Annotated in this window: 28 protein-coding genes; 19 read left to right on the forward strand and 9 right to left on the reverse strand. The window is 67.0% G+C overall.

Annotated elements, in window-relative coordinates; all coding sequences use genetic code 11:
* Positions 1-19: 19 nt before the first annotated feature.
* Positions 20-1,120 carry an ABC transporter substrate-binding protein gene (locus BAMB_RS17095; protein ID WP_011658422.1) on the reverse strand — a complete coding sequence of 367 codons (1,101 nt, stop codon included), beginning with the start codon at positions 1,118-1,120 and terminating at the stop codon, positions 20-22.
* A gap of 318 nt (positions 1,121-1,438) precedes the next feature.
* On the opposite strand from BAMB_RS17095, the gene BAMB_RS17100 reads away from it, so the two are divergent.
* From BAMB_RS17100 to BAMB_RS17145, 10 genes are all read left to right on the forward strand, one after another.
* Entirely contained in the window at positions 1,439-1,789 is a 351-nt protein-coding gene (locus BAMB_RS17100) for a RidA family protein (protein WP_011658423.1), read from the forward strand.
* Positions 1,681-3,111 (forward strand): D-amino acid dehydrogenase, encoded by a 1,431-nt coding sequence (locus BAMB_RS17105; RefSeq protein ID WP_331253330.1) that lies wholly within the window; start codon positions 1,681-1,683, stop codon positions 3,109-3,111. Before BAMB_RS17100 ends, BAMB_RS17105 begins: the two co-directional genes overlap by 109 nt.
* Entirely contained in the window at positions 3,108-3,923 is an 816-nt protein-coding gene (locus BAMB_RS17110; RefSeq protein WP_011658424.1) for a maleate cis-trans isomerase family protein, read from the forward strand. The genes BAMB_RS17105 and BAMB_RS17110 overlap by 4 nt, the downstream gene beginning before the upstream one ends.
* Before the next feature lie 89 nt (positions 3,924-4,012).
* Positions 4,013-4,714: a GntR family transcriptional regulator gene (locus BAMB_RS17115; RefSeq protein ID WP_011658425.1), complete on the forward strand. Its 702-nt coding sequence runs from the start codon at positions 4,013-4,015 to the stop codon at positions 4,712-4,714.
* Positions 4,715-4,868: 154 nt separating this feature from the next.
* On the forward strand, positions 4,869-5,753 hold the full coding sequence (locus tag BAMB_RS17120) for a glycosyltransferase family 2 protein (protein ID WP_011658426.1): 885 nt from the start codon (positions 4,869-4,871) through the stop codon (positions 5,751-5,753).
* 78 nt (positions 5,754-5,831) lie between these two features.
* Entirely contained in the window at positions 5,832-6,767 is a 936-nt protein-coding gene (locus BAMB_RS17125) for a dihydrodipicolinate synthase family protein (RefSeq protein ID WP_011658427.1), read from the forward strand.
* A gap of 105 nt (positions 6,768-6,872) precedes the next feature.
* The gene (rhmD, locus tag BAMB_RS17130; RefSeq protein ID WP_011658428.1) at positions 6,873-8,051 is read left to right on the forward strand and encodes an L-rhamnonate dehydratase; all 1,179 of its coding nucleotides are present in this window, start codon (positions 6,873-6,875) and stop codon (positions 8,049-8,051) included.
* An 18-nt stretch (positions 8,052-8,069) separates the two neighbouring features.
* Positions 8,070-8,858 (forward strand): L-rhamnose 1-dehydrogenase Lra1, encoded by a 789-nt coding sequence (locus tag BAMB_RS17135; RefSeq protein ID WP_011658429.1) that lies wholly within the window; start codon positions 8,070-8,072, stop codon positions 8,856-8,858.
* 17 nt (positions 8,859-8,875) lie between these two features.
* Positions 8,876-9,190, forward strand: coding sequence for an L-rhamnose mutarotase (gene rhaM, locus BAMB_RS17140; protein ID WP_041491427.1), 315 nt, complete (start codon positions 8,876-8,878; stop codon positions 9,188-9,190).
* Positions 9,191-9,308: 118 nt separating this feature from the next.
* Entirely contained in the window at positions 9,309-10,205 is an 897-nt protein-coding gene (locus BAMB_RS17145) for an amidohydrolase family protein (protein ID WP_011658431.1), read from the forward strand.
* 290 nt (positions 10,206-10,495) lie between these two features.
* Here the strand turns inward: BAMB_RS17145 and BAMB_RS17155 are convergent, their stop codons facing one another.
* A complete protein-coding gene (locus BAMB_RS17155) occupies positions 10,496-11,653 on the reverse strand; it encodes a DUF4382 domain-containing protein (RefSeq protein WP_011658432.1) in 1,158 nt (385 codons plus the stop codon).
* A 369-nt stretch (positions 11,654-12,022) separates the two neighbouring features.
* On the opposite strand from BAMB_RS17155, the gene BAMB_RS17160 reads away from it, so the two are divergent.
* On the forward strand, positions 12,023-12,235 hold the full coding sequence (locus BAMB_RS17160) for a hypothetical protein (RefSeq protein ID WP_006758227.1): 213 nt from the start codon (positions 12,023-12,025) through the stop codon (positions 12,233-12,235).
* A 51-nt stretch (positions 12,236-12,286) separates the two neighbouring features.
* On the opposite strand, the gene BAMB_RS17165 is transcribed toward BAMB_RS17160, so the two are convergent.
* From BAMB_RS17165 to BAMB_RS17180, 4 genes are all read right to left on the reverse strand, one after another.
* Entirely contained in the window at positions 12,287-12,589 is a 303-nt protein-coding gene (locus BAMB_RS17165) for a hypothetical protein (RefSeq protein ID WP_011658433.1), read from the reverse strand.
* A gap of 86 nt (positions 12,590-12,675) precedes the next feature.
* Entirely contained in the window at positions 12,676-13,098 is a 423-nt protein-coding gene (locus BAMB_RS17170; protein WP_011658434.1) for an NUDIX hydrolase, read from the reverse strand.
* Positions 13,099-13,195: 97 nt separating this feature from the next.
* Positions 13,196-14,584, reverse strand: a complete 1,389-nt coding sequence (locus BAMB_RS17175; RefSeq protein WP_011658435.1) for a nucleobase:cation symporter-2 family protein — start codon at positions 14,582-14,584, stop codon at positions 13,196-13,198.
* A 195-nt stretch (positions 14,585-14,779) separates the two neighbouring features.
* Positions 14,780-15,757 carry a LysR family transcriptional regulator gene (locus BAMB_RS17180; RefSeq protein WP_011658436.1) on the reverse strand — a complete coding sequence of 326 codons (978 nt, stop codon included), beginning with the start codon at positions 15,755-15,757 and terminating at the stop codon, positions 14,780-14,782.
* A gap of 132 nt (positions 15,758-15,889) precedes the next feature.
* On the opposite strand from BAMB_RS17180, the gene BAMB_RS17185 reads away from it, so the two are divergent.
* The 4 genes from BAMB_RS17185 to BAMB_RS17200 all read left to right on the forward strand — a co-directional run bounded on the left by BAMB_RS17185 (position 15,890) and on the right by BAMB_RS17200 (position 19,042).
* A complete protein-coding gene (locus BAMB_RS17185; RefSeq protein ID WP_011658437.1) occupies positions 15,890-16,606 on the forward strand; it encodes an SDR family oxidoreductase in 717 nt (238 codons plus the stop codon).
* Positions 16,607-16,795: 189 nt separating this feature from the next.
* Complete coding sequence (locus BAMB_RS17190) at positions 16,796-17,131, forward strand: putative quinol monooxygenase (RefSeq protein WP_011658438.1); 336 nt, start codon at positions 16,796-16,798, stop codon at positions 17,129-17,131.
* Entirely contained in the window at positions 17,128-18,285 is a 1,158-nt protein-coding gene (locus BAMB_RS17195) for an iron-containing alcohol dehydrogenase (protein ID WP_011658439.1), read from the forward strand. Before BAMB_RS17190 ends, BAMB_RS17195 begins: the two co-directional genes overlap by 4 nt.
* A gap of 172 nt (positions 18,286-18,457) precedes the next feature.
* Positions 18,458-19,042: a putative glycolipid-binding domain-containing protein gene (locus tag BAMB_RS17200; RefSeq protein ID WP_011658440.1), complete on the forward strand. Its 585-nt coding sequence runs from the start codon at positions 18,458-18,460 to the stop codon at positions 19,040-19,042.
* Positions 19,043-19,062: 20 nt separating this feature from the next.
* Here the strand turns inward: BAMB_RS17200 and BAMB_RS17205 are convergent, their stop codons facing one another.
* Together BAMB_RS17205 and BAMB_RS17210 are read right to left on the reverse strand one after the other, a co-directional pair.
* A complete protein-coding gene (locus BAMB_RS17205; RefSeq protein WP_011658441.1) occupies positions 19,063-20,055 on the reverse strand; it encodes a sulfonate ABC transporter substrate-binding protein in 993 nt (330 codons plus the stop codon).
* A gap of 218 nt (positions 20,056-20,273) precedes the next feature.
* Positions 20,274-20,681, reverse strand: coding sequence for a DUF427 domain-containing protein (locus BAMB_RS17210; protein ID WP_011658442.1), 408 nt, complete (start codon positions 20,679-20,681; stop codon positions 20,274-20,276).
* Between the two features lie 365 nt (positions 20,682-21,046).
* Between BAMB_RS17210 and BAMB_RS17215 the strand changes: the two genes are divergently transcribed.
* A complete protein-coding gene (locus tag BAMB_RS17215; RefSeq protein WP_082089638.1) occupies positions 21,047-22,708 on the forward strand; it encodes an ABC transporter substrate-binding protein in 1,662 nt (553 codons plus the stop codon).
* 133 nt (positions 22,709-22,841) lie between these two features.
* Here BAMB_RS17215 and BAMB_RS17220 read toward each other — a convergent pair whose 3' ends face one another.
* Complete coding sequence (locus tag BAMB_RS17220) at positions 22,842-23,798, reverse strand: TauD/TfdA dioxygenase family protein (RefSeq protein WP_011658444.1); 957 nt, start codon at positions 23,796-23,798, stop codon at positions 22,842-22,844.
* A 720-nt stretch (positions 23,799-24,518) separates the two neighbouring features.
* Here BAMB_RS17220 and BAMB_RS17225 point away from each other — a divergent pair.
* The 3 genes from BAMB_RS17225 to cpaB all read left to right on the forward strand — a co-directional run bounded on the left by BAMB_RS17225 (position 24,519) and on the right by cpaB (position 26,315).
* A complete protein-coding gene (locus BAMB_RS17225) occupies positions 24,519-24,698 on the forward strand; it encodes a Flp family type IVb pilin (protein ID WP_011658445.1) in 180 nt (59 codons plus the stop codon).
* Positions 24,699-24,786: 88 nt separating this feature from the next.
* On the forward strand, positions 24,787-25,266 hold the full coding sequence (locus tag BAMB_RS17230; protein WP_011658446.1) for an A24 family peptidase: 480 nt from the start codon (positions 24,787-24,789) through the stop codon (positions 25,264-25,266).
* Positions 25,267-25,286: 20 nt separating this feature from the next.
* On the forward strand, positions 25,287-26,315 hold the full coding sequence (cpaB, locus tag BAMB_RS17235) for a Flp pilus assembly protein CpaB (RefSeq protein WP_011658447.1): 1,029 nt from the start codon (positions 25,287-25,289) through the stop codon (positions 26,313-26,315).
* The last annotated feature ends 1 nt before the right edge of the window (position 26,316 follow it).

A 26,316-nucleotide genomic window follows, 5' to 3' on the forward strand; every position in this document is an offset into this window, starting at 1 on the left:
CATCCAGGCGGGCGGTCGCTCACTGCTGCGCGACGACCGATTGGCGGTAGACCACCTTCTCGTAGGGCTGGACTTCCCGCTGGCCGTCGGCATCGAACGCGATCGCGCCGGTCACGCCGGTATACGACTTGCCCAATGCCGCGAGCGCCGTACGAATCTTCGCCGGGTCGATGGATTGCGCGCGGCCGATCGCCGCGGCGGACAACAGCGTCGCGTCGTACGCATAGCTGCCGAACGCCGATCGCGGGGCCTCGTTGTACGCGGCTTGATAGGCGCTCGCATACGCTTTCGCGCCCGCGCCGAGCGCGGCGACCTCCAGGCCGATCTGGCCTTGCGCGATCTGCGCAGGCGTGTCGCTCGTGCACATCGTCAGATAGATGCCGTACCACGGATGCTGGTTGAGCCGCATCTCGAATGCCTGCCGGTTCAGCGTCGCGGCCTCCTGGCCGTATGCGCTGTAGACATACGCGTCGGGCTGCGCGCGCGACGCCTGCTCCAGTTCGCGGCGATAGGTCGATTGTCCTTCCGTGTAGAGCACCGTCGACACCACCGTGCCGCCGAGCGCCTCGAAACGCTTCCTGAACTCGCCCGCGATGCCCTGGCCATAGCCGTTGTTCGGCGCGATCAGCGCGATGCGGCGCAGCTTGCGGGCGTACACGTCCTGAGCGGCGAAGCGCGCGGACAGGTCGTCCAGCCCGATCACGCTGAACGAGCCTGCGCCGATCTTGCGCACTTGCTGACTCGACGAGCCGATGTTGATGTGCACGTCGCCCTGGCGTACCAGGAACTGTCCGACGGGAATCGTCACCGACGACGAGAATTCGCCGAGCACGACCGGCACGTGCTCGACGGTCGCGAGCTTGCGCGCCGCGTCGAGGGCGGTGTTGGCCGAGCCGCCCGAATCCTCGATTCGCACGGCGAGCTTCTGGCCCAGCACGCCGCCTTTCGCATTGATCTGCGCGACGGCGAGCTCGATGCCGCGGCGCTGGTCTTCGCCGATCGACGCACTCGCGCCGGTCAGCGGCAGCACCGCGCCCACGCTGACGTCGGCCTGCGTAGCGCCAGAGGCAACCGCCCCGAGCGCGATCCAGATACCGACACTCCATTGACTTGCCTTCATCTTCGTTCTCCCGTCGCATGGTCGGCCGCGTGAAAGGCGGCGTGGTTTGATATACAGAAGTGTCGACAGAATCACAGATCAAAAATCGTTTGCAAATAAATTTTCGAGTCGCTGTGAAGAATCGAGAAAGCCTCGGAGATGATAGAAAAATCGCCCTGTTTTCATGCATTTATGCACGCAGATAAAGATCGTGGATAGCCGTGGTGCACACTCGCGCCACGATTGGGCAATGGAGAATATTTCTGAAAAAAGTGTATACAGAGGTGAATTGCAGTGCTTAAATCTGCCCAACTCGACACGACATCGGAGGGTAGTCAGATGCTGGAGATCAAGCGATATGGCGTGGGTGAACGGATGAGCCAGCTGGTCGTCGCGGGCGGGCTGGCATTCGTCTCTGGGCAGGTGGCGGACGACACGTCGCTCGACGTTGCCGGGCAGACCCGTCAGATTCTCGACAAGATCGATCAACTGCTCGACAGCGCGGGGCTCGACAAGCGCCGGATCGTGTCCGCGAGCATCTGGCTTGCCGACTATCGCAGCTTCGCCGAGATGAACAGCGTATGGGACGCGTGGGTACCGCAGGGCGAAGCGCCGGCACGCGCGTGCGTCGAATCGAAGCTCGCGTTTCCCCAGTACACGGTCGAGATCGCGGCGATTGCCGCGAGCTAGGGTCTGTTCATGAACTTTTTAATTCGTGGCAACGCATGCGCGTTCCATATGTAAACAGACCCTGGGAGAACCGAACGATGAAGACGATCGTGCTCGGCGGCGGCATCGTCGGCGTGACAACCGCGTATTTTCTCGCGAAGGCGGGCGACGAGGTGACGGTGATCGAACGTCGCGGCGGCGTCGCGCTCGAGACGAGCTTCGCGAACGCGGGGTTGATCGCCCCCGGTCATTCGTACACGTGGGCGTCGCCGCGCGCGCCGAAGATTCTCTTCAAGTCGCTGTTTGCCGACGGCCAGGCGCTGCGGCTCAAATGGACGCCCGACTGGCGAATGTGGGCATGGTGCGGGCTGTTCCTGCAGAACTGCACGGCCGAGCGCTCGCGACGAAACACGTCGATCAAGGTGCGGCTGTGTCGTTATTCGCAGCAGCGGCTTCAGCAGGCGACGCACGACGAACTGCTCGAGTACGACCGGACGAGTGGAGGACTGTTGTACCTGTATCGGGATCCGGCGTCGTTCGACCGCGGCGTCGCGAACATGCGGATTCTGACCGACAACGGTCTGCCGCTCGATATCCTGGACGCGCGGGCCACCGTCGAACGCGAGCCCGCGCTGCGCCATGCGGCGGGCGGGATCGCGGGTGCGATTCATTGCCCGACCGACGAGAGCGGCGACGCGCATCTCTTCACGCGCGCACTCGCCGAGCGCTGCCGTGCGCTCGGTGTCGAATTCCGCTTCGACACGTCGATCGACGGCGTGCGCGCAAGCGCCGATGCGATCGACTACGTCGAGACGTCGCACGGCCGCGTGACCGGCGATAGATACGTGCTCGCGCTCGGCTCGTATTCGCCGATCGTCGCTCGCGCGCTCGGTTACCGGTTGCCGATCTATCCGGTCAAGGGGTACTCGGTCACGCTGCCGATCCACGACACGCACGAGCCGCCCGCGCTCGGTGGCGTCGAAGAGAACCAATTGGTTGCATGGGCCCGCTTCGGCGACCGGCTGCGCCTGACCGCGACGGCCGAGTTCAGCGGCTACGACACCACGCATTCGCCGGGCGATTTCGCGCACATGCTGGCGACCGCACAGGCACTGTTCCCGAACGGCGCCGACTACTCGACACCGTCGTACTGGGCCGGGCTGCGGCCGATGACGCCGGAGGGCACGCCGATCATCGGCGCATCCCGGCACCGCAACCTGTTTTTCAACACCGGCCACGGCCATATGGGCTGGACCATGTCGTGCGGCACCGCGCAGATCGTGGCGGATCTGATCCACGGCAAGCGGCCCGATATCGACATCACCGGGATGACACTGCAATGAGCGAACTTCTCTCTTCCTCCCAGGCGCTCGGTCCGGGCGTCGGAGCCGGCGCGGTGCGCGACGCCTACGCCCGCTTCGATTTCTCGCTCGACGCCGGCATCGCGCGGCGTGCGGCGATCGGCCTCGTCGTGCTTGCGACCGATCACACGATCGAATACGAGTGGCGGCGTCTGCTCGCCATCGATGGGGTCGCTTTCTACGAAAGCCGGATCGCGAATTCGGCCGAGATCACGGCCGAGACGCTCGCGCAGATGGACGGCGGGATTTGCGCTGCGGTCGAATTGATCCGGCCGGGCGAGCGCCTCGACGTCGTCGCGTTCGGCTGCACGTCGGCGTCGATGGTGCTCGGCGAAGAGCGTGTATTCGAGCGCATCCGCGAGGCGCGGCCCGGCGTCGCGTGCACCACGCCGATTACCGCGGCACGCGTCGCGCTCGCGGCGCTCGGCGCGCGTGGCGTCGCGCTGCTGACGCCGTACGAGCGCGCGATCAACGATGCGATGGCCACGTATCTGCGCGCGCGCGGCGTCGATATCGTGCGGGTGGGATCGTTCGAGCACCGCGACGACAACGAGGTCGCCCGGATCGAGCGCGCGTCGATCGAGCATGCGGTGCTGACGCTCGCCGCCGATCCGGCCGTCGATGCGGTATTCGTGTCGTGCACGAGCCTTCGCATCGTCGACGCGCTGGCCGAAATCGAAGCGCGTGCGGGCAAGCCCGTGCTGTCGAGCAATCATGCGCTTGCGTGGCACGCGCTGCGGCTCGCGGGTATCGACGATCCCGTGCCGGGCTTTGGCAGCCTGCTGATGCGATGACGCGTGGCGTGTTCATGTAAAAAGACGCGTGCCGGCGGATCGCCGATGGATAATGACGCGCGTGACAACAGGTGGAACCAGGAGACGAGATGTCGACTTCCGTTATGGCCGGCCGGGAGACCGCGGCGCCGATGCGCACGGGCCTCACGGTCAACGAGATTTACGAGCAGCTGAAACAGATGGCTGTGCTCTACAAGATTCGACCGGGCGAGCGGTTCAACGAGCTGGAACTCGCCGAGCGCTTCAACGTGAGTCGCACGCCGATTCGCGAGGCACTGAACCGGCTCGTGGCCGAAAACCTGCTGGTGTTCGTGCCGAACCGCGGTTTCTTCATTCGGCAACTGGAGGGGAAGGATGTGTTCGATCTGTTCGAATTGCGCCGCTCGATCGAGTCGACCGCGGTGACGCTCGCATGCGAGCGCGCGTCGGACAACGACATCAAGGCGCTGCGGCGCTTCTGGAAGCAGGTGATGAAGAATGCCGCGCGAATGCCGTCGTCCGAGCTGGTCGTCAAGGACGAGCAGTTTCATCTGGAGCTTGCCGCGTTGTCGGGCAATGCCGAGATCGGCCGGGTGCTTCAAGGGATCAACGCGCGGATTCACTACGTGCGGTGGGTCGATGTCGATCAGCGGCGCAACGAGGCGTTCACCGAGCATCTCGAGATTCTCGACGCGCTTGCCGAACGCGATGCGGCGCGTTGCGCGGCGCTGACCGACACGCATATCCGCTGGCGGATGGAGGAGATCACGCGCGTCGTTCAGGCGAGCGTCGTCAAGCTGTACGCAAAATAGAGAAAGACCGGCTGCAGCGCGTGAGATGACCGCGTGCGGCACGAGAACGGGCAGGAACGGCCGGTCGACGAGACAAGCAGTCGTGCAAAGGAGGACGGGCCGCCCGGATCGACCGGCGCGGCGCATCGCTACTTGATCGTCACGAGGTGCCGTCATGACACACGGTACGTTGGTCACGCTGTACAAGCCGTCCGCGGCGCAGATCGCGCATTTGCTGACCTTGCCCGCGAAAAGCCCCGTCGTCGTCGCGGTCGATAATTCGCCCGTTGCCGATCGCGCGCTGTACGCACGGCTCGCCGAAGGCGGCGTCGACGTGATCGCGAATCACAATCGCGGCGGAATCGCCGGTGCGTTCAACGCCGGCGTCGAATTCCTGATCGGCCGCGGCTGCGACGTCTTCTTCATCTTCGATCAGGATTCGCACGTTCCGGACGACTATTTCGATCGAATGCTGTCCGGCTGCGCGCGGGTGGGCGACAGCCGCTTCCTGGTCGGCCCGCGGATCTTCAACCGCAATTTTCAGCGCGATCTGCCGTTGTTCACGGTGCGCCGCTGGTCGGCGCAGATCACGCCGATCCACGGCGGCGCGCATGGCCTGCTGTCGTGCTCGGTCATCATCTCGTCGGGCACCGCGATTTCGCTCGACGCGTATCGCGCGCTTGGCCGCTTCCGCGAGGACTTCTTCATCGACCACGTCGACGCGGAATACTGCATGCGCGCGCAGGCGCACGGCGTGCCGGTGCGCGTCAACGCCGACGTGTCGCTGCCTCACGAGCTCGGCAGTCCGTCCGCGCAGCAGCACTGGCCGCGCGTCGAGATATTCGATCAGAGCGCGCTGCGCCACTACTATGCGGCGCGCAACTGCATCCTGGTTGCCCGCGACTACTGGCGGCGCTATCCGGCCATGCTGCTGATCAATCTCATTACGCTCAAGCACGTCGCGTTCGTGCTGCTGCATGCGCGCAACAAGCGCGTGAAGCTGAAGGCGATCTATTGCGGCGTGACGGACGGGCTGCGGGGCCGGTACGGCCGGGTGTGACGTGTGCTTTATAGCGGTATCGGCGCACGAGCGCCGCGCCATACAGTTTGGATAACTTATCATAAACAGGAATTCGAGATGAGCCTGCCTACGCCGATTCACCGCCGTTATACGGGCGCGTTTTCCGTCGCGCCGACGATCTTCACCGAGTCGGGCGAGATCGATATGCCGGGCCAGAAGCGCTGTATCGACTTCATCATCGATGCGGGAGCGGACGGCCTTTGCATCCTGGCGAACTACTCGGAGCAGTTTTCGTTGACCGACGAAGAGCGCGAGCGGCTCATCGCGGCGATCCTCGAACACGTGGCGGGACGCGTACCGGTGATCGTGACGACCACGCATTTCAATCCGACAATCTGCGCGGCGCGCAGTCGCGCCGCGCAGGCGGCCGGTGCGGCGATGGTGATGGTGATGCCGCCGTACCACGGCGCGACGATTCGTTGCGGCGAAGCCGCGATCGAGCAGTTCTACGCGGAGCTCTCGGACGCGATCGCGATCCCGATCATGTATCAGGACGCGCCGATGAGCGGCACGCAGGTATCGGCCGCGTTTCTGGCACGCATCGCTCACACGATTCCGAATCTGCGCTATTTCAAGATAGAGGTGCCGCAGTCGGCGTCGAAGCTGCGCGAGCTGATCGCGCTCGGCGGCGACGCGATCGAGGGGCCATTCGACGGCGAGGAAGCGATCACGCTGCTCGCCGATCTCGATGCGGGGGCGACCGGCAGCATCCTCGGCGGCGGTTATCCGGACGGGCTGCGGCCGATTCTCGCCGCGTATCTTGCCGGGCGGCGCGACGAGGCGGTCGCCGGGTACGAGCGATGGCTGCCGTTGATCAATTACGAGAACCGTCAGGCCGGCCTGCTGGCGGCGAAGGCGCTGATGAAGGAGGGCGGCGTGATCGCGTCGGACGCGCCGCGCCGTCCGCTCGCGCCGCTGCATCCGGCGACGCGCGCGGGCCTGATCGAAATTGCGCGACGGCTCGATGCGCTGGTGCTGCGCTGGGCACGCTGACGCTACCACCGCGCGGAACGACGTTGCGATTTTCCGCCGCCATCCGTGCGCATGACGCGCACGAGCGGCCTCCGCACTCGATGACCCAACCAAGGAACCCGAAGAATGAGCATGCCGACGATACGCGCAGTCCGCGCGCTGACGGTGCGTGGTGGCGGTGCCGACTACCACGATCAGGATGCCGGTCACTGGATCGACGACCACATTGCGACGCCGATGTCGCGCTATCCCGAATACCGGCAGAGCCGCCAGTCGTTCGGCATCAACGTGCTCGGCACGCTCGTGATCGAAATCGAGGCCAGTGATGGAACGGTCGGCTTTGCCGTGACGACCGGCGGCGAGATCGGCGCGTTCATCGTCGAGCGGCATCTCGCGCGCTTCATCGAAGGGCAGCGCGTGACCGATATCGAAAAGATGTGGGATCAGATGTTCTACGCGACGCTGTACTACGGGCGCAAGGGTGTCGTGCTCAATGCGATTTCCGGCGTCGATCTTGCGCTGTGGGATCTGCTCGGCAAAGTGCGGCAAGAGCCCGTGCACCAGTTGCTCGGCGGCAAGGTGCGCGATGAGCTCGAGTTTTACGCAACCGGCGCACGGCCGGATCTCGCGAAGGAAATGGGCTTCATCGGCGGCAAGCTGCCGCTGCATCACGGCCCTGCCGAGGGGGACGCCGGTCTGCGCCGCAATCTCGATGCGCTCGCCGACATGCGCTCGCGCGTCGGCGACGATTTCTGGCTGATGCTCGACTGCTGGATGAGTCTCGACGTGCCGTATGCGACACGGCTCGCGCACGGTGCGCACGCGCTCGGTCTGAAATGGATCGAGGAATGCCTGCCGCCGGACGACTACTGGGGCTATGCGAAGCTGCGCCGCGATGTGCCGCGCGGCATGCTCGTCACGACCGGCGAGCACGAGGCGACCCGCTGGGGCTTCCGGATGCTGCTGGAGATGGAGTGCTGCGACATCATTCAGCCGGACGTGGGCTGGTGCGGCGGGCTCACCGAGCTAATGCGCATCTCGGCGCTCGCCGACGCGCGCGGCGTGCTGGTGATTCCGCACGGGTCGTCGGTCTACAGCTATCACTTCGTCGCGACGCGGCACAACAGCCCGTTCGCCGAATTCCTGATGATGGCGCCGCAGGCGGACCGCGTCGTGCCGATGTTCGATCCGCTGCTGCTCGACGAACCGGTGCCGGTCGGCGGGCGGATGAAGGTGCCGGACACCGCCGGCTTCGGCGTGCGCCTGAACCCGGACGTGCGCATGCAACGCCCGTATGAACACTGAGCGTACGGAGGGGGCGTAATGACGAAGTTGCTTGAAGACAGGATCGTCGTCGTGACGGGCGGATCGCGCGGGATCGGCCGCGCGATCGCGCTGGCGTCTGCGCGGCATGGCGCCGACATCGTGATCAACTACTGGACGAACCCGCTGCTGCCCGCGCAGGCCGATCACGAGATCGACGCGCTCGTCGACGCGATCCGCGCGACGGGGCGCGACGCGCTCGCCGTGTCGGGCGACATCGCGCAGCCGGACACGGCGCACGCACTGGTCGCGGCGGCGGTGGAACGATTCGGCCGGATCGACGTGCTGGCGAGCAACGCCGGAATCTGTCCGTTCCACGGATTCCTGGACTTGCCGCCCGATCTGCTGCAAAGAACGATGGAAGTGAACCTGCACGGCACGTTCTACATGACGCAGGCCGCCGCACGACAAATGGCCGCGCAAGGGCACGGCGGTGCGATCGTCGCGACCAGCTCGATCAGCGCGCTGGTCGGCGGCGGCATGCAGACGCACTACACGCCGACCAAGGCCGGCGTCCATGCGCTGATGCAATCGTGCGCGGTCGCGCTCGCTCCGCATCGGATCCGCTGCAATTCGGTGCTGCCGGGCACGATCCGGACCGAGATCAACGACAGCGATCTCGCGGCGCCCGGCAAGACCGAGTATTTCGAGCGCCGGATTCCGCTCGGTCGCCTGGGCGAGCCTGACGACGTCGCCGACTGTGTCGTGTTTCTCGCGTCCGACATGGCGCGCTACGTGAATGGCGCCGCGCTGCTCGTCGACGGCGGCATGTACGTGAACCTGCAGTGAAACAACAAGGCATGGTCATGGAAACGATCGCCTTCAGGATGCGCCTGCACCCGGGCAAGCGAGACGAATATCGGCGCCGGCACGATGCGATCTGGCCGGAACTGGCCGACGCGCTTCGTGCAGCGGGCATATCGGACTACTGGATCTTTCTCGACGAAGACACCCATCATCTGTTCGCCGTGCTCAAGCGACCGATAGGTCATCGGATTGCGCAACTGGCCGAAACGGACGTGATGCGTCGCTGGTGGGCGTACATGGCCGACCTGATGGCGACCGGGCCGGACGGGCGTCCGGTCGAGAAATCGCTGGAGCCGATGTTTCATCTGGAATGAGCCCGGCGCTTTTTGGGGCGCAGCGCGCACTATGCCGAGCGACGTCGATCGACGAACGCGCGGCGTGCGGCCGACCGTTGCGGCCCATCACCGATTCGCATGAACTCACGGAGCCACCATGCAGATTGTCGATCCCCACGTCCATTTCTGGGATGCGGACATGCTCAGCTACAGCTGGCTCGATCGTGCACAGCCGGCGTTCTCCGGCGCGGTCGCGGATTTGCCGCGGCGGTACGGGCCTGCGGAGTTGCGCGCCGACGCCGGTGCGGATATCGACGTGCTGAAGGTCGTGCACGTGGAGGCGATCCACGATGCCTGGACGACACCGAGCGAAGTCGAGTGGCTACAGGCGCTTGCCGATGCGCCGGCGAGCGGCGGGATGCCGGACGGCATCGTGGCGGGCGTCGACCTGTTTGCGCCGGACGCGCGCATCCGGCTCGCCGGCGCGGCGGCACATCGGAACGTGCGCGGCATCCGGCAGGTATTGAACCGGCATCCGGACCCCTGGTACAACTACGTCGACGTCGACTATCTAGCCGAACCGCGCTGGCGCGAAAACTTCGGAATGCTGGACGAATTCCGGTTGTCGTTCGACCTGCAACTGTACCCGGCTCAGGTCGGTGCGGCGCTCGCCGTGATCGATGCGCATCCGGACACGCCCGTGATCGTCAATCACACGGGCATGTTCGTCGATCGAACCAGCGTGCACGGCTGGCGCGAATGGCGCGACGGACTGCGCGGGCTCGCGCGGCGTGCGAACGTGACGATGAAGCTCTCCGGACTCGCGATGTTCGACCATCGCTGGACGGTCGAAAGCTTCCGTCCGTACGTGCTGGAGGCGATCGACGTATTCGGCGCGACACGCTGCATGTTCGCATCCAATTTCCCGGTCGACCGGCTCCATGCCGACTACGGGGCGCTCTGGCGCGCGTATGCGGCGATCGTCGCCGGCGCCGGCGAGGACGAGCGCGACGCGCTTTTCGCCGGCACTGCGATGCGGGTTTATCGGTTGTGAGCCGTGTGGCCTGACCGGCGTCAACACCACGAAAAAGGCCCGCTTTCCGCGGGCCTCATACACTCAGCAATTGCCTTTCTTCGCCTGTCCGGGCGGGCAGAACCCGTTGCCCGGGCCGCCCTGCGGTGCGACGACGACCGGCGGACCCGGAACGTATGCGACGCATCCACCGAGTGCGCCCACCACGCTCGCCGCGGCGAGCAGTGCGATCACCCCTTTCTTCACTTCGTTCTCCCGTTATTAAGGAAAGGGCCGCGAGGCCCTTTCGTTGAATGCTGCCGACGTGTGCGTCAGAAGCTGAAGTTGATGTTCGGCTGGCTCGTCGTGGCGTTCACGTTCGTCGATTGCGTTGCGCCCGATGCCGCGTCCGCCTCGATCGTATATTGTGCCGCGGCAGCCGGCGACGCAGCCAGCGCGACCGGCAGCGAGCCCGAGTACGTACCGACGATCGGTGCGGCCGTGGGCACGTTCAGCGCATAGGCGCCCGTGTCCATGTTCGCGTTGATCGACGTGATCTCGTACGCGCGGGCATCGACCGTCTGCAATGCACGCACCAACGCGTCGGCGCTTGCCGTCACCGTGCCGCTGACCGAGCTCATCGTCGAGGCCGGCAGCGTGATCGGCGCGTTCGACGCCGACACGGCGGTGGTCGTGTTCACCACGACCGGCACCGTGCGCACGATGCCCGACGCGAAGTTGTTCTGCACGATCACGACGTCGTAGTTACCTTGCGTCGAACTCTGGATCAACGGCGACAGCACGAACTTCCCGGTGCTGTCGGCAACGGTGCCCCTGACCACCTTGCCACCCTGTTCCGCATACACGGTCGCGCCAGCTTCGGCCGGTGCGACATAGCCGGAGATCGCGCCGCTCACGACGGTCGGGATCGCGGTGACGACCGGCTTCAGCGCATACGTGCCGTTGCCGCGCTGAACGATCGACTTGCACGCGTTGAAGTCGAGCACGAGGTCGACGAGCGTGTTCGCTTGCACCGTGAATGGCTGGATGATCTTGTAGCCGCTTTGCGTCGCGCTCGGCGTTGCAAGCGCCTGCTCGGTGCCGCCGGTCGGAACGACCGAGTTCGCGAGGCTGTTGCCCTGGTTCGGCGCGAGAACGAGGCGGATCTGCTGATACTGGCCGGCCGGCAGCGCGGTCTGGCCGATATCGGCGAGCACGCCATTGGTCAGCGACAGCAGGTCGATCTTGCGCGGTGTCGCCAGCGTGATCGTCGACCAGCCGGCATCGTTATCGGAAGCATTCGTATTCGCATTGACGCGAACCTGCGAGACGGTCACGTAGACGTGGTCGAATCCGCATGAAGGTGCATCGGTCATCGCGACATGCAGCGTGCCGGTCTGCGCGCCGCCATCGTCGCCGCCGCCGCAACCTGCCAGCGCGAACGGCACCATGGCCGCACACAGTGCGGCCTTCCAGAAATGGTTGTTCATGATTTTGCCCCCTCCAATCTGATTGTGGATGCAACGAAGCATAGCGGCCGGGAATGCCCAAAGTGTGGACAGGTTTGAAACGAACCGTAAATTGTGCGTCGGAGCGTAAGGAGTGCTGCCGGCCGGTTGCGAATGGCGATGCAACGGGCGGAAAGCCCTTCGAGAGCGGCCGAATTTTCGCTATTCATCTGACGAACCGGAGCGAGCCGCGACGCCGCGCGACGCCGCCCGAATGCCTCCGCGAAAAACTTGATGGGGAAAAGCACCGAACCCGTTTGAATTTTTTCCTCGCTATAGTCTAGGCACGGACGGTAGGCGCACGTGCGATGCGCCGACACCGTTCAGGCAATAACCGTAGACGGGTGCTGTATGAAAAACACAATCGAAAAAACCACCGGACCGGTGTGGGGTGTGGCGGCAGGGGTGCTCCTGGCGGCCGCGGGACTGAGTCTCGGCATCTTCCCGAAATCGCTGAACAGCGCGGGAACCGCAAACGACTTCGTTGCATCCGGCGTCGCGATGCTGGGTATCTTCCTCGTCGTCTATTCCACGCACGAACTGCGAAGAAAGCGCCTGCACTGAGCGCCGGCACGCCGGCCGACCCACCCGGCACGTTCGAGGCCGATCACCGGCTTAGGAACGCGCGCGCCCGTCGGCAGGGCCGCAATCGACCAACAGATCGTCGACGATGATTTCGCCGGCCGCCCGGCCTGCGCGCAACGCATTGAGCGTGTTGTCGAACAGGCGGCCGCCATCGTCCGCGAGGCGGACCGGCGCGAGCAGACGCGGCGCGCGGCCGGCCGTGCGCACCTGCACGACCGCGACGAACCCGAACCGGAGCGTGTCGGGCGGTGGCGCGTGGTCGCGCGGTTCGTCGAGCCGGAATTCGCAGCGGACGTCGATGGTGTATCCGCGATAGGTGTACGCACTGTTCATCTGCAGCTGGCTCGGAAGGGAACGCGACGACGGACCGTGGGCGCATCATATCGGCTCGTGCGAGCCGTTGGGGGTGGGGTGTCTACCTACTTGAGGAGTTCGTGCCGGTAGACGAGCTCGACGATGCGCTTCGTCGGGATGCTCGCGCGCACGCCGTCGACGCTGTCGATGCGAAACCACTTGCACTTCCGAATCTCGTTGCTCGCTTGCGGCGTCTGGTCCGGGCCGACTTCGGCGAAGAACACGTGATGGACCTTCGCGAGCCCGGTGAACTGCATCGAGTAGACGAGATCCTGGCCGGTGATGCCGGTCTCTTCCTGCAGTTCCCGATGCGCGGCTTCGAGCGGCGTTTCTCCGCGCTTGATGGTGCCGCCCGGCAGCGCCCAGCGCGACGTCGCGCGCGCCACGAGCAGGACCTGTTCATCGCGATAGCAGACGATCGTCGCCCGTTCCTTGATCGGGACGGCACTGCCTTCCGGCGGCTTCGTGGAGAGGGGAGCTTGGGGCATGGACCGATTCTAGCGAGTGTCTAGCGCCCGGCCAAGCCGGAGCGTCGAGCGCGACGCGGCCCGCCCGCCGGGTCGCGTCTTCATGGAGCCGCCAGCGTTACTTCTGTTCCGGCAGGAACCAGTTCATCACGAGCGCACAGATGCCGCCCGTGGCGACGCCCGATTCCAGCACGTTCTTCAGTGCATGCGGCAGGCTGTTCAGAATGTCCGGCACTTGAGATACGCCGAGGCCGAGCGCGAGCGACACCGCGATGATCAGCAGCGCGCGGCGATCGAGGTGGATGCCGGACAGGATGTTGATGCCCGACGCGGCCACCGCGCCGAACATCACCATCGCCGCACCGCCGAGCACGGGCTCCGGCACGGCCTGCAGCGCGCCCGCGACGACCGGGAACAGGCCGAGCACCACGAGCATGCCGGCGATCCAGATGCCGACGTGGCGGCTCGCGACGCCGGTGATCTGGATCACGCCGTTGTTCTGCGCGAACACGGAGCTCGGGAACGTGTTGAACACGCCGGCCAGCAGCGAGTTCGCGCCGTTCACGAGCACGCCGCCCTTGATCCGGCGCATCCACACCGGCCCTTCGACTGGCTCCTTCGAAATCTTGCTGGTGGCGGTGACGTCCCCGATCGCTTCGAGCGACGTGACGAGGTAGATGATCAGCATCGGCACGAACAGCGACCACGAGAAGCCGATGCCGAAGTGCAGCGGCGTCGGGACCTGGAACAGCGCAGCCTGATGCACGCCGGTGAAGTCGAGGCGGCCGAGCACGGCGGCCGCGGCATAGCCGATCACGAGTGCGATCACGAGCGCGGTGCTGCGCACCCACACGATCGGCACGCGGTTCAGCAGGATGATCGTGCCGAGCACGACGCACGACAGCGTCAGGTTCTGCGCGCTCGCGAACGTGCCGTTGGCCATCGCGCCGTAGCCGCCGCCCATGCTGATGAGGCCGACCTTGATCAGCGTGAGGCCGATCAGCAGCACGACGATGCCGGTGACGAGCGGCGTGATCAGGCGCTTCACGAACGGCAGGATGCGCGACACGGCCATCTCGACGAACGAACCGGCGATCACGACGCCGAAGATCGCGGCCATCACGGTCTCGACCGGCGTGCCCTGCTTGACCATCACGCTGCCGCCGGCGATCAGCGGGCCGACGAAGTTGAAACTGGTGCCCTGCACGATCAGCAGGCCGGCGCCCAGCGGGCCGAAGCGCTTGCACTGCACGAAGGTGGCGATGCCGGAAATCACGAGCGACATCGACACGATGAGCGTGGTGTCCCGGCTCGATACGCCGAGCGCCTGGCAGATCAGCAGGCCGGGCGTGACGATCGGCACGATGATCGCCAGCAGGTGCTGCAGCGCGGCGACGAAGGCGACCATCGGCGCGGGCCGGTCATTGGGGCCATAGACGAGGTCGTGCGACGGATCGGTGTCGGCGGCGCCGTGGGCGGCGGATCGGGCGGGGGAAGCGGGTTGCATGGCGAGCGGGCCGGACAAGGTGGAAAGTGCGGCATTTTAGCCGATGGGCCCTGCGGCGCGGCCCGCGCGCGATGCAGGGGCGGGAGGCCGGGAACGCGGCGCCGGATGCGTGCCGCCGAGTGCGCGGCGGCGAGCTTGTGGATCGTCGGCTGGCCGCTGCCTGCGTCGCGAGCGTTTCGCGCGGCTCGCGACGCTTCAGCCGGCGGTGCGAGGCTTCGTGCCGCGCGCCGGCGCGCGTGGTGCGCGGGCCGCCGGATACGCGCGCCGGCACACGTCGATGACGGCATCGCGCAGACGGCGATGGACGGGGTCGCCGTGCATGCGCGGATGCCATAGCGCGGAGATCAGAATTTCGGGCAGCCGGACCGGTATCGCGAAGCTGCGCAGCCCGAGCGCGTCCACGAGCCCCGGCGTGAACGCGTTGCCGAGGCTCGAGCGCGGCACGAGCGCAATCAGGTCGGTGCCGGCCGCGACGCGCATCGCATCGGGATAGCCGGGCACCACGACCTGCACGGTATGGGTGACGGCGGGCGTGTCGGCCGTATCGTTGGTCGGGCCGCCGAAGTCGCCGAGTTGCGCTGCGATCACATGACGGCAGGCCGCGTAGCGCGCGGGCGTGATTCTGGCCGCCGCGAACAGCGGATGCCCGGCGCGCGCCACCGCGACGTGCCCGTCGTGAAAGAGCTCGCGCGTGTGCAGTTCGGGCGCGTCGTCGCCGCGCTTGCCGATTTCCAGGTCGACCGTGCCGTCGCGCAGCGGCCCCGGATCGCGGTCAGGCTTGGAGACGAAACGCACGCGCACGCCGGGGGCGATGTCGCCGATCGCGGCGACCACCGGGCCGGCGAGCATGTCCATGAACGATGCGGCCGCGCGGATGGTGAACGTGGACGACAGCGTCGTCATGTCGATGTCGGCCGTCGCCGGCCGCAGCACGGCACGCGCATCGACCGCGATGGCATGCACGCGATCGCGCAGTGCCGCCGCGTGCGGCGTCGGCACGAGCTTGCGTCCGGCGCGCACGAGCAGTGGATCGCCGGTCGCGGTGCGCAGGCGCGTGAGCGTGCGGCTCATCGCGGAGGTGCTCAGTCCGAGCCGGCGCGCGGCGCCGGTCACGCTCCCTTCGGTGAGCAGCACGTCGAGCGCGGTGACGAGGTTCAGGTCGATGTCTTCCATCCGGACAGCATACGACATCGCGCGCGGTAACATGGCGTTCGATGCAACTATCGATTGAATTCGGTGCGTCTGGTGCATGCGAGAGTGCGCGCCTATAGTGGCCGGATCACGAACTTCGGCAAAGGTGGAACCATGCAATCGACTGTATCGAACGCCAGCACACCCTCGATCCTGCTCATCGCGGCCTCGCGCGGCCTCGGGCTCGCGATGGCGGAGCACTTCCTGAACAAGGGCTGGCATGTCACCGGCACCGTCCGCGCCGGGTCGGGGCGCACGAAGCTGCATGAACTCGCCGAGCGCTTCGGCGAACGGCTCGAAATCGACACGCTCGACATCTGCGCGCCGGACCAACTGGCTGCGTTGCGCGCACGCCTGTCGGGCCGGCGCTTCGACATGCTGTTCGTGAATGCCGGCACGACCAACGATCCGAACGAAACGATCGGCGAAGTCACGACGGACGAGTTCGTGCGCGTGATGATCACGAACGCGCTGGCGCCGATGCGCGTGATCGAGGCGTTGCACGATCTCGTGCCCGAAGGCGGCCTGATCGGCGCGATGTCGTCGGGGCAGGGCAGTGTCGCGAACAACGTGAGCGGCATGCGCGAGGTCTACCGCGGCAGCAAGGCCGCGCTGAACCAGTTCATGCGCAGCTTCGCGGCGCGCCAGGCCGCTACGCCGCGCGCGATGGTGCTGATGGCGCCGGGCTGGGTTCGGACGGAACTCGGCGGCCCCGATGCGCGACTGACGATCGACGAAAGCGTGCCGAGCCTCGTGAACGTGCTGATCGGCAAGCAGCGGCGCGCGGGGCTCGAATACCTCGATTACCAGGGGCGCACGGTGCCGTGGTAGTGGCCGGGGCAGCGGGGCGCGTGACGACGCGCTGCGCATGCCGCGCCGATTCAATACAATGCGACGTCGAGGTGCTGGCGCCGTGTCGGGCAGCCGGGCGCCCCGTTCGATGAGCGGTATCGACCGGCGACCGCGCATCGTGGAATGACGTCCCGCCCTGACGGGCCGCTGGCGAATACGGAGCGCAGCATGAACGAACCCTACCTGCAGGTCATCGCCCATTTCTTCGCGAAACCCGGCAACGGCGACCGCGTGATCGAACTGCTCGCGGAACTCGCGCCGCTCACGCGCGCCGAGCCGCAAAACCTCGACTACGCGTACTTCCGCTCGCCGGTCGAGCCTGACCACATCGTGATCCTCGAGCGTTACCGCGAAGCCGACGGCCTCGACGTGCATCGGGAAACGCCGCATTTCCAGCGGATCGGTGTCGGCGCGATCATTCCGTTGCTCGATCGCCGCGACGTGACGTGCTACATGGTGCAGCCGGACACCGGCACGGCGACGCCACCGGGAGGCACCCGATGAACCCGTTTCAATTCCGTACCGTTCCGACGCAGATCGTCGAATTCGGCGCCGCGCGCCGGCTCGGCGCGTTGTTGCGCGAACGCTTTCCGACGCTCGCGCGACTGTGCGTCGTCACCGACGCGTTCCTGCATCGCAGCGGCGTGCTCGCGCCCGCGCTGGCGAGCCTCGCCGCGCACGGCTGGCAGGTGACGGTGATCGACGACGTGATCGCCGATCCGCCCGAACACGTGGTGCTGGACGCGACCGCGCGGGCGGTGGCGGCCGACGCCGAGATCGTGCTCGGCCTCGGCGGCGGTTCGTCGATGGACGTCGCGAAGCTGATCGCCGCGCTCGCGCCGGGGCGGCAGGCGCTGGCCGACATGTACGGCGTCGACAAGGTCGCAACGTCGCGGCTGCCGCTCGTGCAGATGCCGACCACGGCCGGCACCGGCTCCGAAGTGACGGCCGTGTCGATCGTCACGGTCGGCGAGGCGCGCAAGATGGGCGTCGTGTCGCCGCACCTGTTCGCGGACGTCGCGATCCTCGACGCCGAGCTGACGCTCGGGCTGCCGCGCGCGGCAACGGCCGCGACGGGCATCGACGCGATGGTGCATGCGATCGAGGCCTATACGTCGTCGCGGCTGAAGAATCCGGTGTCCGACATGCTGGCCGTGCAGGCGTTGACGCTGCTGTCGCGCAACCTGCTGAAGGCGTGCGACGACGGCGGCGATCGCCACGCGCGCGAGGCGATGCTGGTCGGCGCGATGTTCGCCGGCCAGGCCTTCGCGAACGCGCCGGTCGCGGCCGTGCATGCGCTGGCCTATCCGGTCGGCGGCATTTTTCATGTGCCGCACGGGTTGTCGAACGCGCTCGTGCTGCCGCATGTGCTGCGCTTCAACGCATCGGCCGCCGCGCCGCTGTATGCGCAGCTCGCGGCGATCGTCGCGCCGTCGGCGACGGGCAGCGACGAAGCGAGGACGCACGCGCTGATCGACGAGATCGATCGGCTGATCGTCGCGACGGGCATCCCGCGCACGCTGCGCGAGGTCGGCATCGGCGAGAGCGACCTGCCGCGCATGGCGTCGGATGCGATGTTGCAGACGCGCCTGCTCGTGAACAATCCGCGCGAGGTGACGGAAGCCGATGCGCTGACGATCTATCGGCACGCGTGGTGATGCGGCGCGCGTGATTGGGCGACGGTCGGCGGCGTAACGCCGCCGGCCGCTGCTGTTTCTGATCGCGATCCTTGCAGGTCGATTCGAGTTCGCCGTCGGGCTTGCGAGGTGGCACGTGCGCGCATCGGCGGCATGAATGGAAATCGCCTTCGCTCGCTCGACAGGAGACGACATGACGCAACGGGACGAAGCGGCGCGCACGCGATGCGTCGCATGGCAGATCGCGCAGACCTGGCAGGCGGGCGAATGGTGCCGGCTCGTCGAGACGCGTGACGGCGTCGATCTGTCAGGGGCGGTCGCGGGCGCGATCGACGGCACGCCGTTTCGCGTCGACTATGCGATCGCGTGCGGCGCCGACTGGCTGACGCGTTCCGTGCGCGTGACGCACTGGCTCGGCGCGGCGCCGCCAACGCAGCTCGAGATCGAATGCGACGCGGGGCGCTGGACGATCAACGGCGCCGACGTGCCGGCACTCGCGGGCGCGACCGACATCGATCTCGGCTTCAGTCCATCGACCAATACGCTGCCGATCCGGCGTCTGGGGCTGGCGGTCGGCGCGTCGGCCGTCATCCACACCGCATGGCTGCGCTTCCCGGCGTTCGAGCTCGTGCGCGGCGAGCAGCGCTATGCGCGCACGGCGGAACGCGTGTACCGCTACGAGAGCGGCACGTATGCGGCCGACATCGCGGTGGACGAGGCGGGCCTCGTCACCGATTACGACGAATGGCGGCGGATCGGCGCGACGCGTTCGCCGTAACGCGTCGCAGCGGCGGGGCGTCAGCGCGCGTTGGCGACCGTCACCTTGCCGGGAATCAGCTTCAGCGTGCTGAACGCATCGGCGATCTTCTGCTGATACGCGAGCGTCGCATCGGTGATGGGCTGCACGCCGTAGCCGGCCCGCTTGAGCGCGATTTCGAGCGTCGGCGCGTCGAGGCCGACGAGCGGCGACAATTGCGCGGCGACTTCCGGAACATTGTCGCGTCCCCAGCGGTCGACCGCGTCGACTTCGTCGAGCAGCGTGCGCAGCACCTGCGGTTGCGCGGCCGCATACTTGCGCGCGGCGAGGTAGTACTGCGTGTTGCGCACGAGCCCGTCGCCGTTCGCGACCACGCGCGCGCCGAGCTGCCGCTCAGCGGCCGCCAGATACGGATCCCAGATCACCCACGCGTCGACGCTGCGCTGCACGAACGCGGCGCGGGCATCGGCGGGCGTCAGATAGACCGGCTGGATGTCGGCATACGTGAGGCCCGCGTGTTCGAGCGCCTTCACGAGCAGGTAGTGGACGTTCGAACCCTTGTTGAACGCGACCTTCTTGCCGCGCAGCTGCGCGACGCCGCGGATCGGGGAATCGGGCAGCACGACGATCGCCTCGCCGTGCGGCGCGGGCGGTTCGTTGCCGATATAGACGAAATCGACCCCGGCGGCCTGCGCGAAGATCGGCGGCGTCTCGCCGACGGTGCCGACGTCGATCGCGCCGGCGTTCAGCCCCTCGAGCAATTGCGGGCCGGCCGGGAATTCGAGCCACTGCACCGCCACGCCCTGGCTCGCGAGCCGTTTCTCGAGCGTGCCGCGCGCCTTGAGCACGACGAAGTTGCCGTATTTCTGGAAGCCGATGCGCAGCCGCTTGTCGCTGCCCTGGGCCCGTGCGGGCAGGCCCGCGAGCGGGCCGAGCGCCAGTCCGGCCAGCCCGGCGGCCGCGCCGTGCAGCCAGTGGCGGCGGCGCGGATTGGCCGGGGCAGTTTCAAGTTCTGCGTGCGGTGTGTCGTTCATCGAGGCGTCCTGATGGCGGGTTCACGGGGCGCGCGGGCGGGCGGCGCGATCGGCACGGGAGCACGGGACGCAGCCGTTTGCGGGCGATGCGCACGGCCGACCCGCGCCGGATTCAGGACGATACGGCCGCGCGGGCCGGCGGCCAACCAACGAATCCGCATATGCAAATCAGCGGCCGGACGATACGTGAACGACGGGGCGGCAGCACGCCGCCGCGCTCAATCGGTGCCGAGCGGGCTTTCCTCGATCGCGTCGACGCGGTCCGGATAGAACGCGAGGTGCGCGCGAATCGATTCGACGGCCGGATTCGGATGCTCGTACGTCCACACCGCGTTGGTCGCGCGTTCGCCGCCGGCGGGGATCGAGTAGTACGCACAATCGCCCTTGTATGGGCAGTACGTCGCATGGTCGGTCCGTTGCAGCAGCGACATGTCGGCATCCTCGCGCGGAATGTAGAGCACGGCCGGATAGCTGGCCTCGCGCAGCGCCAGCGCGCGGCGCGTGTCGGCGACGGTCTTGCCGGCCACCCTGACCACGACGCGCGACGGATGCGGCTCGATCGTGATCGGATGATCGGGGCCCGGCGACTTCACGGGACGAGAGGGCGTATCGGGGCTGATCGACATCGTGGGTCCTCCAGGAAGGGGCGGCGCGCCGGCAGCGCGCCGTGCCGGAGCGTGCGCGCCGGGCGGATCCCCGCGCGCCGGTGCCGGCGTCGGCCAACCGATACGATGCGCCAATTCCGCAGAACCTGCACGGGGCCGGAAGGCGGCGCGCGGCGGTGCAGGAACTGTGGTGACGCACGGCGTGGCGTGGGCCGTCGCTGCGAGGTTCGCTGAAACGTGCGCGGCGCTCGCATGGACGATCCGATGCAGCGGCAGCGGGATGCATCAGCCGCGATAAGCAACGCGGAATTAATTGGTAAGCGATCGGCGGGCGGCGCGCGAAGATCGGCGGTCGTCATTCGCATGACCGTCCTGTCCGAGCCACCATGAAGATTCCATTCGCCTCATCCGCCGCGCGTCGTGCGCGGCATCCATCCGTTGCCGTCGTGACGTTGCGCGCCATGGCCGCGTCACTGCTGCTCGCCGGCGGATTCACGCACGCGTTCGCCGCGCCGGCCGGCAAGACGCTCGTGTACTGCAGCGAAGGCAGCCCGGCCGGCTTCGATCCGGGCCAGCACACGACCAGCACCGATTTCGACGCGAGCACGTACACGATCTACAACGGGCTCGTGCAGTTCAAGCGCGGCACGCTCGATCTCGTCCCGTCGCTCGCGACGAGCTGGGACGTGTCGTCCGACCAGCGCGTCTACACGTTCCATCTGCGGCGCGGCGTGAAGTTCCAGACGACCGCGTGGTTCAAGCCGACGCGTCCGTTCCAGGCCGACGACGTCGTGTTCACGTTTGGCCGGATGCTCGACGCCGACAGTCCGTTTCGCAAGGCCTATCCGGTCAGCTTCCCGTACTTCAGCGATCTCGGTTTCGACCGCAACATCGAGCGCATCGAAAAGGTCGACGACGACACGGTGCGCTTCGTGCTGAAGTCGCCCGACGTCGTGTTCGTGCGCAATCTCGCGATGGCGTTCGCGTCGATCCTGTCAGCCGAATATGCGTCGCAGCTGGCCGCACGCCACCGCGAGGCCGACATCAACCAGCTTCCGGTCGGCACCGGGCCGTTCCAGCTGCGTGCGTACCAGAAGGACGCGGTGATCCGCTACGACGCGAACCCCGACTACTGGAAGCCGGACGACGTGAAGCTCGCGCATCTCGTGTTCGCGATCACGCCCGACCCGGCCGCGCGCCTGCAGAAGCTCACGGCCGGCGAGTGCCAGGTGTCGGTGTTCCCGCGGCCGGCCGATCTGGAGACGGTGCGGCGCGATCCGAAGCTGACGCTGTTTTCGGGGACCGGTTTCAACGTCGGCTTCGTCGCATACAACACGCAGCATCCGCCGCTCGATCGCGTCGACGTGCGGCGCGCGCTCGACATCGCGATCGACAAGACGGCGATCATCAAGACTGTGTTCAACGGCGACGCGACGATCGCGACGAACCCGATGCCGCCCGCGCAATGGTCGTACAACCCGCGGCTGAAGGACGCGCCGCGCGATCCGGCGGCCGCGAAGGCGCTTCTCGCGCAGGCGGGATTCCCGAACGGCTTCGACCTGACGCTGTGGGCGATGCCGGTGCAGCGGCCGTACAACCCGAACGCGCAGCTGATGGCGCAACTGATCCAGCAGGACTGGGCGAAGATCGGCGTGCGCGCGAAGATCGTCAGCTACGAATGGGGCGAATACAACCGCCGCGCGAAACGCGACGGGCAGCACGACGCGATCCTGTACGGCTGGTCGGGCGACAACGGCGACCCCGACAACTGGCTCGGCACGCTGCTCGGTTGCGACGCGGTGCACGGCAGCAATCTCGCGAAGTGGTGCAATGCGGATTTCGAGCGGCTCGTCGGCGCGGCGCGCACGAACGCGGACGTCGCGAAACGCACGTCGCTTTACGAGCAGGCGCAGGTCGTGTTCAAGGATCAGGTGCCGTTCACGCCGATCGCGACGTCGATCGTGTCGCTGCCGATTTCGAAGCGCGTGCACGGGGTGACGTTCTCGCCGCTCGGTGGGCATCGGTTCGATGGGGTGTGGCTGGAGTGAAGCGGGGGAGCCGGCGCGTGTGGGGCGCGTCGGCCCGTGGCGGGAGGCGCGTAGCCGGATTGTCCTGTCAGAAATGCAGGAATGCCGAAAGCCGCGCCAGACACCGCAGGCCGCGCACGGCGCGCAGCGCCCGTCACTGCAACGCCACCCCCGGCCCCTTCAGCAAGACGCTGCGGCGGCCGTCGATGCCCACCGGCACATCGCCGTGAACCGTCGCGCGGCGCACGACGCGACGCGCATCGCCGTAATCGTTGATCGCATAGTGCTGCGTCGCGCGGTTGTCCCAGATCGCGACGTCGCCTTGCTGCCAGCGCCAGCGCACGGTGTTCTCGAGGCGCGTCACGTGTTCGTGCAGCACCTGCAGCAGATGCGCGGAATCCTGCGACGACAGCCCCTTGATCTTCTGCACGAAATGCCCGAGCACGAGCGTGCGCTCGCCGGTCTCCGGATGCACGCGCACGACGGGGTGTTCTGTTTCGTAGACGGTCGACGTGAACACTTCGCGGTAGCGTTTCAGTTGCGTGTCGTCGGCGTGCACATGGGTCGACGCGTAGTCGTAGGCGTTCGTGTGCAGCGCCCACAGCGTGTCGGCGAGTGCGCGCAGCGGCTCCGGCAGGTGCGCATACGCGGTCGCCGTGTTGGCCCACACCGTGTCGCCGCCGAACGGCGGAATCACGACCGCGCGCAGGATCGACACCTTCGGGTACGCGTCGACGAACGTCACGTCGGTGTGCCACGAGTTGGCGCGCGCGCCATGCGCGGAATCGAGTTCGAGCAGCTGCGCGCTGCCGTCCGCCGGCGGCACGGTCGGATGCGCGACGGTGTCGCCGAAGCGACGCGCGAATGCTTCCTGCGCGGCGTCGTCGAGATGCTCCTGGTTGCGGAAGAACAGCACCTTGTGGCGCAGCAGCGCGGCCTGGATCGCGTCGAACGTCGCGTCGTCGAGCGTGTTCGATAGCCGGACGCCGGCGATCTCGGCGCCGATCCGGCCGGCGACCTGGCGCAGCTGAAGCGGGGCGGCGGCCGTGTGCGGCGCAACGGCGTGCGAAGCATGCGATGACGGGTGAGCGGCATGCTGGACGTCGGACATCGGGAGTCTCCTGGGTCGGGTCGGTCGGGTCTCCATTCAAGCAGGGGCCGCGCAAAACCGGAACCGATGAATCGTCACAACCTTAGTGCGCATCATGACGATCGATATGTGTCGTCGTGCTGAGCGACTCCTCCGCGGTATCCGGCAATCCGATCGGCACGCGAAATACGGAATATTTTCCCTGTTAAATCGACGGACACGAAAAGATTGCCGAAAAGCGAGCGTGAATGGCCGTTTTAAAATTTGCCGAGGCGACTGCCGTGAATTTGGAAAAAATGGCAAAAAAATATCGAATCATCCGCCAACGCAATGATGCCCGCCATCGTTGACATTCTTACGCCGCGCCCCGATAGGCCTTGCTTGGCGGGCGGGAAAGCGGTAAGCGGTGTGCCTGAATTTCATTGTTGAAGGGTGCTGTCCATAAATACACTCCGACGCTAAATAATTTGAAATCCGCGAAAAAATTGTCTATACCCTAGACGAATCGGTGTGATCCGCATCATCTCAAATGCGGCTACGCAACAAAACGCGCGAAATGCGGCAAATCAGTTGCCATACACGCGCGTTGCAGCGATCGAAAGGATTCCGGGGGATGCGGGCGGCCCGACGCACGGGCCGCCGCATGAATCGTGAATGGGCGAACGCCATGCGCCGCCACCGAAGCAACGCAGCGTCTTTACATTCAAGGTCGATCACCGGCCCCGTCACACGGAGGGAGTCATGCTGCAATACGTCAAGTCCTTGTTGCGCGATGAACGGGGCGTCAGTTCGCTCGAATACGCGGTGCTGGCCGGCATCATCGTCGTCGCACTCGCGGCGGTCGGCACGTACCTGAGCGGTACATCAGGCCTGCAGGCCATCTTCACATCGCTGATCAACAAGGTCAGCTCACTGATCTGATCTCCTGAACCCGCGCGCCGCCGACGAATACACGGATCCGCAGCGGTACGACGTATCCAGCCGGGGCGCATCGACGGACGGCTCTCCGATGCTCTATCTCGTACAGCTGACGGCCACGCTCGTGCTGGTGTCGATCGCGATGCAGGACCTGCGCGAGCGGCGCGTGTCCAATCGCGCGGTGCTGGCGTTCGCGATGCTGTACTTGATCGCGGCGGCGCTCGTGCGCGAAGGGCTTGCGCCATTCGCCGGCCACGTCGCGACCGCCGCGGCGATGCTGGTGGTGTTCGGCGCGCTGCGTCACGCGGGCTGGCTCGGCGGCGGCGACGTGAAGCTGGCCGCGGCTGTGTTCCTGTGGGCCGGCCCGCCGCTCGCGTTGCCGGTGCTCACGATCGTCGGCGCGAGCGGCGCCGCGTGCGGCCTTGCGATGCTCGCTGGCCTCGCACGGCAGCGTCGCGTCGCGCCTGCGCACCCGATGGCGACGCGCGGCGTGCCGTACGGCGTCGCGCTGGCGTTCGGCGGCGCGCTGGCCGTCTGGGCGCCGTTTCCTCACGCACTTTCGCTTACCTAGCCAGGGGGACGCGCGCCGCCATGCCCAAACCCCTGAGAATGGCCGTGCTGATCATCGCTGCCGGCATCGGTGCGTTCATCCTGCGCCAACTGTATGTTTCCGCGTCGACACCGCCGCCGCCCGGTAACACGGCCGACGTACGCGTGCGGGTCGCCGCGGCGGACCTTCCTGAAGGGCTGCTGCTGCGCGACAACGATCTCGCGTGGAAGCCCATGGCGCGCGCGCAGGTGCCGGCCGGCGCGTTCGTCGAATCGCAACCGGGCGCGGACCTGAAGGGCGCGCTGCTGCGCAGCCGCGTCGAAGCGGGCGCGCCGATCCGCGCGGACAACGTGATTTCGGCGGGCGCGCCGGATTTTCTCGCCGCCGCGCTGCAGCCCGGCATGCGCGCGATCTCGGTGCCGGTCGACGACGTGTCGGGCAACGCGGGGCTGATCCAGCCGGGCGACTTCGTCGACGTGGTGCTCACGCAGCAGATCGGCGGCTCCGCGACGACGCCCGGCACGTTCGAAGCGGAGACGGTCGTGCGGCGCGCGCGCGTGCTCGCGGTCGGCTCGGAATTCCAGCGCGCGAAGGGGCCGGCGAGCGCGCCGGACGCGCCGGTCCGCGCGCGCACGGTCACGCTCGAGGTCGCGCCGCGCACCGCGCAGGTCGTGCTGGTCGCGACGCGCCTCGGTTCGCTGTCGCTCGCGCTGCGCAGCTTCGCGACGAGCGACCGCCGCCAGGCGGCCGGCGGCGACGAACAGGAGCCCGATACGCCGCCGGTATGGGCCGGCGACGTATCGCGCGCGGCCCGCGAAGCGGCGCGTGCGCCGGCTGCGCGCACGGATACTGGCACGCGCCCGTCGCAAGGCAACACGGTCGTGATCTATCGCGGCTCGTCGGTCGACGATGGATCGCGCGCCGGCGGCACCGGCACGCCGGGCGTGCCGCCGCTGCCGGCCGGTTGGCCGGGCACGCCTGTTGCACCGGTTGCGCCGGCCGCACCCGTGGGCGGCAATGCGACGGCGGACGCGGCGACGCAAGCGCCGCGGACCACGACGGTGCAGTGAT

The organism is Burkholderia ambifaria AMMD, from assembly GCF_000203915.1.
Lineage (GTDB): Bacteria > Pseudomonadota > Gammaproteobacteria > Burkholderiales > Burkholderiaceae > Burkholderia > Burkholderia ambifaria.